At 37.1% G+C, this 5,090-nt stretch carries 6 protein-coding genes; 4 read left to right on the top strand and 2 right to left on the bottom strand.

Annotated features, from left to right (window positions below; all coding sequences use genetic code 11):
- Positions 1–713: amidohydrolase (locus V7659_RS27915; protein ID WP_335543322.1), on the top strand; the 713-nt coding region annotated here is incomplete at its 5' end.
- Positions 714–927: 214 nt separating this feature from the next.
- On the opposite strand, the gene V7659_RS27910 is transcribed toward V7659_RS27915, so the two are convergent.
- Complete coding sequence (locus tag V7659_RS27910; protein WP_335543321.1) at positions 928–2,001, bottom strand: Ig-like domain-containing protein; 1,074 nt, start codon at positions 1,999–2,001, stop codon at positions 928–930.
- A 289-nt stretch (positions 2,002–2,290) separates the two neighbouring features.
- On the opposite strand from V7659_RS27910, the gene V7659_RS27905 reads away from it, so the two are divergent.
- The gene (locus tag V7659_RS27905) at positions 2,291–2,746 is read left to right on the top strand and encodes a C40 family peptidase (RefSeq protein ID WP_335543320.1); all 456 of its coding nucleotides are present in this window, start codon (positions 2,291–2,293) and stop codon (positions 2,744–2,746) included.
- A 49-nt stretch (positions 2,747–2,795) separates the two neighbouring features.
- On the opposite strand, the gene V7659_RS27900 is transcribed toward V7659_RS27905, so the two are convergent.
- Positions 2,796–3,758 carry a helix-turn-helix transcriptional regulator gene (locus V7659_RS27900; protein WP_335543319.1) on the bottom strand — a complete coding sequence of 321 codons (963 nt, stop codon included), beginning with the start codon at positions 3,756–3,758 and terminating at the stop codon, positions 2,796–2,798.
- 108 nt (positions 3,759–3,866) lie between these two features.
- Here V7659_RS27900 and V7659_RS27895 point away from each other — a divergent pair, with 108 nt between their 5' ends.
- Positions 3,867–4,346 carry a GyrI-like domain-containing protein gene (locus tag V7659_RS27895; protein WP_335543318.1) on the top strand — a complete coding sequence of 160 codons (480 nt, stop codon included), beginning with the start codon at positions 3,867–3,869 and terminating at the stop codon, positions 4,344–4,346.
- Between the two features lie 22 nt (positions 4,347–4,368).
- A complete protein-coding gene (locus V7659_RS27890) occupies positions 4,369–4,836 on the top strand; it encodes a phage tail protein (protein WP_335543317.1) in 468 nt (155 codons plus the stop codon).
- The last annotated feature ends 254 nt before the right edge of the window (positions 4,837–5,090 follow it).

The raw sequence follows: 5,090 nt of genomic DNA, 5'->3' as shown, positions 1-5,090 counted from the left end.
GACAATTGGATGGGGTGGAGGCGATTATAGGTCTTCATAATAAACCGGATTTGCCAGTTGGGACCATCGGATTAAAGGAAGGACCATTAATGGCTGCAGTGGATCGTTTTCATATCGTGCTTTATGGAAAGGGGAGTCATGCAGCGATACCGCAAAATGGAAAGGACCCGATTATAGCAGCTGGACACCTTATCACAGCTCTTCAGACGGTTATCAGCCGAAATGTGTCTCCGCTTCAAAGCGCTGTATTGAGTGTGACGAAAATAAGAGGTGGAAGCACATGGAACGTTATTCCAGAAGATGTCATCCTTGAAGGTACCATTCGAACCTTTGACAATAAAATTCGTGAAGACGTAAAAGAAAAATTTTATTCAATTGTTGAAGCAATTGCCACAGCTTTTTCGCAGAAAGTTGAAATTGGATGGTTTCCAGGTCCACCACCACTTGTTAATCATAAAGCTGTAACAGAGATTGCTAGGAATGCTGCAAAGCAACAATCTTTACATGTTATTGACCCTGAACTATCAATGGCTGGCGAAGATTTCTCCTACTATCTTTACAATGTCCCAGGGACATTTGCTTTTTTTGGTACAAACGGGAACGAAGAATGGCATCATCCTGCATTTACCCTAGATGAATCAGCTATTCTTAAAGCAGCTTATTTTTTATTTGAAAGTTCGAGAGAATTATTAGATCGACATTTTGCTATTTAACAAATCTAGAGTTTATGATCCCAAAAAAGGGTGGGTTCGATTCCACACAGTCCTGCTGATTATAAGTGATGTTGCAAACTCTAGAGCGTCTGTTTGACCCTATTTCTTTAATATTGCAAAGACGCCTTCAAAAATAATGTTTGAAGGCGTTTTTCTGCGTTTTATTCTAATAATGTCACACTTGAATATTTTCCGTAGATAAAAAGTTGTTCAATTAGTAAACCTTAGTAGTAACATGCTTACTTCGATTTTTAGCAGCATCGATTGAGACAATCTTAATGACTGTACCTTTTTTCATTTTCTTTATTTTTAATGAATAAGTTCCACCCCTTGTTGCTTTAACTCTTCCCAATAATTTATTTTTAACACGAATCTCTACTAGTGAATATTTTTCTTCCTTTCCAGTTATACTCTTGGATTTGGTTGTGACCTTTTTCACTGCTGGACGACTAGGTGGAATGACATCAGTTACTATTTTATTTACTGTTTTGCTTTCATTATTATTATGATTGATTGTTAAGATTTCAACTGTAGATCCCGCACCTATTGGCTTAATATTCATATTAAAGTCATTGTATTGATTTGCTATGGTGGTGCCAATTATTTTTTTGCTGACTTTTGCGATTACTTTTACATTTGGTTCGGCTCTTCCAGAAATTTTCGTTGTTTTATTTGTTATTTTAGTACTTATTGTAGGCTCTAAAGCTGGAATGGGAATACGAACTGTATCACTTTCTGCATAAACAGCACCTGCATCGATATCTGCCGGATCAAAATACATTGAATTAACTGCAGTAAAGGTCAAATAACCTCCGCTTTTAAGTGGTTCTAATAAATTCCATTTGAAATTTCCGGAAGCATCTACCTGGACTGATCCGATGCCATAACTTGATTGTTGGGCAGGATCAGATACGTAAATATTGACGTAACTTTTTGGTAGAGCTTTTCCAATTATTGTTTTGATGTCACGTGTAATCTTAGAAGTAATAGTAGGCTTTGGATACTTATTAACCTTTACATTATTCGGTTTAAAGTCAAAAGTGTTTAAGCAATTACCAGGGAGGTTTTTATTATAGTAAGTAATATTTTCTCCTTTTTCTAGACCAAAAAGAATAGATCCAATAATATAGTCTTTGACCAATGAAACTTGAATAGTTGATTCCCAAGTATTTTTATTTACTTTGTTTAGTTCTACATATTGATTATTTAGAAAATGTATAGACACTTCTTGAATTGGTTTGTCAGAACTAGTTTGAACACGAAGAGTAAAACTTTGCGTTGGATACAATGTTCTGCTGAAACCATATTCCATTTTTTATATTAAATAAAAATATATACCTGAACTTTAGTAAGGAATAATTTTAAAGAGCCATAATATGCAAGTTTTAATGAACTTGTATATTATGGCTCTTTTTTAATTCATACAGCCCAACTATATCAAATAGAAAAAAGTATATTTTTGAATAAAAAAATTATTTTAGAATTACTTTGTAATGAAATTAACATATTGCTGTGATGAGTCTGTTATACCTTTCTAGTATAGTGAAACTATCAAATCACACTAGGAGGAAACAATCATGCTAAAGAAATTCATCATAGCCTTTACCATCTTAGCTTCTTGTGGCTCTTTGTTCGCCGCCAAGGGTGAAAAAGCGGAAGCAGCAACTTACAATTATCATACAGCAGCGATTTCGATCGCAAAATCTAATCTTGGAGTTCCTTACCGATGGGGCGGGATGACGCCAAGCGGATTTGACTGTTCAGGTCTTGTGAAGTATTCTTACGGAAAAGCAGGAAGAACATTAAACCGTACAGCTGCCCAAATGTACTATGGAAACGGATATCGACCATCTAATTTGCAGATTGGTGATTTACTATTCTACGCACCAACCAAAGCAAGTGCCCCAACCCATGTTGCCATCTATATCGGATACGGAAAAATGATCATGGCATCCTCTTCAAAAGGGGTCATTATTACCTACACAAGCAACCCATATTGGCATGCTAGATATATTGGATCAAAGCGCGTATAAAGATCATCGTTAATGATGGTCTTTTTTATATGGCAGGAAAAGTTTATGTTCATGGGCAGTATAAGCGTAATCTCTCTTGTAAACCTTTTATGACTTCCTTTGGCATTTCCCTGACATTGATATCCTCACCTAAGAAAAGTAGCCAATTTGTTATTTCGGTCAATTCTTCGGGCAAATTAACATTGATAAAAGTCTTTAGAATGGCTGTGGATTGGTAAGGATTCGTATAGGAAATTGAAATTTTTAATGGATGGTATTTTTTGAACTGGGCAATCGCTTTTGGACCAAGTTCAAGGATAAGGTTGTTTTCTTCTTCCTGCTTACTTAATTTTTCTAAAATCTTTTTTTTACTTACTCTTTTTTTCGTCGGGTAGGGCTCGACATTGGTGAGATGGTCGACAGGAAAAATCTGTTTCTTTTCTTCCTTTAAGTCAAAGCCTTCAATCAGCCAAAGGCTTTTTTCTCGATAAAGGTGCAAGAGATAAATTGGATAAGACTTGATTACCTTCTCTTCTTGGATGGTAATCAATAAATAACGATCCAACTGAAGGGTTTGGATCAGTTTTTCTAACATCGGATGGGGGAGGTCTGATAGATCAAGTAGGTCGGGATTATAGGGGTTGGTCCCTTCAAAAAGCAAGATTTGATTTAAAAGAACAAGGTCGTCTTGCTGGTTTTCTGAGAGGAGGCCTAGTAATTTTTCAGCTAAGGACTGACGACTCTTTAGATAGGGGAGCTGTAGATTTCTTGTGGCCATAAAGGCAATAAAAAGGGCTTTGACTTCATTATCGGTAAAGCGGACAACAGGAAGGACAGAGTTGTGCATGACAAAATAACCCCCATCCCTTCCAACTTCAGCGACAAGTGGCATCCCCATGGACTCAATTTCATTAATATCTCTAATAGCTGTCGAACGAGAGATATTAAACTCTCGCATGATTTCAGAAATGGTAAAGTGATTACGGTTGTTGATATAACGCATGATGATATTAATCCGTTCAACTTTTTTCATCGGGACTCCTAAACAGTATCATTTTTTGACATGATTTAAGGTTATGATATATCCATCAAGTGAAGAAAACAAGACATTTGAAATTTTAAAAAGAGGATGGTTTTAAGAATGGGAGAATATACAATAGAAGAAAAAGCCGGCTTTACTGTTATAGGTATTGGAACTGAGCTTAAAAGTCATTACACAGACTTTGCAGGGATAAGCAAGGAAAAGGCAGACTTTTGGCAGGCAATCGAACAAGATGGAAGGCTTGACTGGTTAAAATCTATAGCAACAAATGACTACGTTTTTGCCGTGAACGAAGCGGTGAATAACAAGATGATGCATTATGCTGGCGTCATGACAGAGGTATCGGCACCAGAAGGAGACAGAGTGATCCAATTTCCTAAGGGGGAATACCTTGTTGTAAAAGGGGAAGGGAAGATGGCCGATGAAATGCATAATACGCTTGCCGGCGTTGCCTTTGGTCAAGTCTTGCCGGAAGCAAAGAATTTTGCTTATGTGGGTGGTCCCAATGCAACGGTTGAAATGGGTCAGCGAGACGGCTTAGTTTTTGGTGAAATGTGGATTCCTGTTGTTAGGAAATAAAGAGATAAAAGGAGAGATGGACTTGTCCTATATCGTTGATTTTAAAAATGTGTCTACGGTTGGCTTAGAGTCTTCACCGGTAGCAGAAACACTTGCTGGTTTACGTGCAAATGAAGCCCGTTACTTTATGAACAAATACAAGCATGAATTTACGGTTGTACCAGCTAGTGAGTCCTACGAAACCCTTGATTATGTGAACCGAATTTTGAAAGAAGAGCGTGATATTGAATTTGCAGCCAAACCATTAGAAACATCGCGTTTCCAAGTGGAAAATATCAATTGGGCTTACGTCTTCTATGAGGATGGTCTGGAGGTCAACGTCTTGTATACGATTGATGGCCCTAAGCCGAAGCGGGCCGTTGGTTTTAAGCTTTCAGAGGGGATGGAGGTACCAAAGGAGTTAGAAGGAAAGTTTAAATTTGCTAGGCAGAAATCTAAACTAGCAGGAACCATAAGGGGCTCGTTTTTTGTAATTAAAAGAGAATATTAAAGTAAGCAAAAGTGCGAGTAGAGGTACTTTTGCGAAAAATTAAAGCTGCCAATTATGGTGGCTTTTCTTATTGTCCGAAAGGTTAAAATTTTAACTCTATCCCATTTTCTATATAAATTGTGTTTTGTAATCCTGTTTGATTTTCCAGATATTCAAATACATTTTTCGCTGTGTTTCTGATTTTTACGCTCAGACCTGGGTTGTCAAATACGCGTGCATAACAGCGGATTATCAACGTATCATTTTCTGTGAAC

The organism is Neobacillus drentensis (genome assembly GCF_036966985.1).
Taxonomy (GTDB): domain Bacteria; phylum Bacillota; class Bacilli; order Bacillales; family Cytobacillaceae; genus Neobacillus; species Neobacillus drentensis_E.
This window is presented reverse-complemented; position numbering and strand designations above follow the sequence as displayed.